At 74.8% G+C, this 2,481-nt stretch carries 1 protein-coding gene; it reads left to right on the top strand.

The window, feature by feature from the left end; all coding sequences use genetic code 11:
• A partial coding sequence (locus tag AC559T_RS11310) for a beta-ketoacyl synthase N-terminal-like domain-containing protein (protein WP_498868665.1) occupies nucleotides 1-2,481 on the top strand: 2,481 nt, incomplete at both ends.

Raw genomic sequence — 2,481 nt, 5'->3', positions numbered from 1 at the left:
AATACCTCGCCGCGGGATCCGGTGAGATCACCATCGCCGCGCACAACGGCCCGCACACCGTCGTCTCCGGTGAAACCGGCGCGCTGGAGGATCTTCTGGACATCCTCGCCGCCCGCGGGGTCGACGCCCGGCGCATCCCCGTCGACTACGCCTCGCACTCCCCCCAGATCGAACGGATTCGCGACGAGGTGCTGGCGGCCGCGGCCGGGGTCGTCCCGCGGCCGAGCCCGGTCGCCTTCTACTCCACGCTGACCGGCGACCTGGTGGACACCTCCCGGCTCACCGCCGACTACTGGTACGACAACCTGCGCAACCCCGTGCTGCTCACCCAGGCGCTCCAGGCCGCCCACCGCGACGGCCACGACACCTACGTCGAGGCCAGTCCGCATCCCGTCCTCAGCCCCGCCGTCGACCAGACGCTCAACGAGACGGACGCCCCGCGGCCGGTCACCGTCGTCGGCTCGTTGCGGCGCGGCGAGGGGGGCCCGCGGCGGTTCCTGACGAACCTCGCCGTCCTGCACACCCGTGGTCACGACGTGCGGTGGGACGCGGCCCCGACCCGGACGGACGGACGGAGGATCGCGCTGCCGACCTATCCGTTCCAGCGACGCTCCTTCTGGCTGACGGCGGACGAGAGCCCGGCGCCGACACCGGCCGTGACCGGACCGGACGCCGGCGATTCCGGCTTCGACGGCTTCGACGGCGCCGGAAGTGCCAGCGGCAGCGGAGTCGGCACGCCCGGCACCCGTCTGGACGGGCTTTCGGCCACACAGCGCCGCGAGGGACTGCTCGAGACCGTGCGCGGCTGCGCGGCCGCCGTACTGGGACACCCGGGGACGGCCGCCGTCGATCCGGACCTCACCTTCAAGGACCTGGGCGTCGACTCCCTCGGGGCGGTCGAGTTCCGCGACCGGCTGGCGGCGGCGCTGGGACGGCGGCTCTCCCCGACGCTCACCTTCGACCATCCGACCCCGCGGCGGGTGGCGGAGCACGTCGACGCACTCGTCGCGCCGACGTCCGGCGGCCGCGCGGACGGCACCGACCGGTCGCCGCGACCGGCCGCGGACGAACCGATCGCGATCGTCGGCATCGCCGGGCGGTGGCCGGGCGGCGCGGACAGCCCGGAGAAACTGTGGGAGCTGGTCGTGGACGGCCGCGACGCCATCGGCCCCTTCCCGACGAACCGTGGTTGGGAGCGCGCCGACACCGACGCCTGCCACGTGCGCGCCGGTGGCTTCCTCTACGACGCCGACGAGTTCGATCCCGACTTCTTCGGCATCTCCCCCCGCGAGGCCGCGGCGATGGACCCGCAGCAACGCCTGCTGCTGGAGACCTCCTGGGAGGTCCTGGAGCGGGCGGGCATCGATCCGGCGACGCTGCGCGGCAGCCGCACCGGGGTGTTCGTCGGGACCATGCCGCAGGAGTACGGCCCCAGGCTGCACGAGGCCGCGGCCGGGCACGAGGGCTACCTCCTCACCGGCAACACCACGTCGGTCGCCTCCGGCCGGCTCGCCTACGTGCTCGGGTTGGAGGGGCCGGCGCTCACTGTGGACACCGCCTGCTCGTCGTCGCTGGTGGCGACCCATCTGGCCGTGCAGGCGCTGCGCGGCGGCGAGTGCGCGCTGGCAATCGCCGGCGGCGTCACCGTCATGGCGACCCCGGGGATCTTCGTGGAGTTCAGTCGGCAGCGCGGGCTGGCGCCGGACGGGCGCTGCAAGCCGTTCGCGGACGCCGCCGACGGCACCGCATGGGCCGAGGGAGTCGGCCTGCTCGCCCTGGAACGGCTGTCCGACGCGCGCCGCAACGGCCACCGGGTGCTGGCGCTGATCCGGGCATCGGCGGTCAACTCCGACGGCGCGTCCAACGGGCTCACCGCACCGAACGGACCGTCCCAGCAGCGGGTGATCCGTGCGGCGCTCGCGAGCGCCGGGCTCACCCCGGCCGACGTGGACGCCGTCGAGGCGCACGGGACGGGCACCACGCTCGGCGACCCGATCGAGGCCCAGGCGCTGCTCGCCGTCTACGGCCGGGACCGGCCCGCCGACCGGCCGCTGCGGCTGGGGTCGGTCAAGTCGAACATCGGCCACACCCAGGCCGCCGCCGGCGTCGCCGGCATCACCAAAATGGTGCACGCGCTGCGCCACGGTGTTCTGCCCGCGACCCTGCACGTCGACGCGCCGTCCCGGCACGTGGACTGGGAGTCCGGCGCGGTCACCCTGCTCACCCGCACCCAGCCCTGGCCGGAGGTGGGACGTCCGCGGCGGGCGGCCGTCTCCGCGTTCGGGATCAGCGGCACCAACGCCCACCTCGTTCTGGAGCAGGCCCCGGAGGACGTGCTCGCCGCCGGCTCCGCGGGAACGACCGACGAGGTCGACGGCGCGGTACCGTCCGCGCCGGGAGATCCGGGAGACCCGGGAGACCCGTTGGATCGGCCGTCGGTGCCGCGGCCGCGCGAGCCGCGGGAGGACGCCGCGCGGGGAT

Source organism: Frankia sp. Hr75.2 (genome assembly GCF_949319125.1).
Classification (GTDB): Bacteria; Actinomycetota; Actinomycetes; order Frankiales; family Frankiaceae; genus Parafrankia; species Parafrankia soli.
Note: the sequence above shows the minus strand (reverse complement) of the source record. Positions and strands in the feature narration are given on the sequence as shown.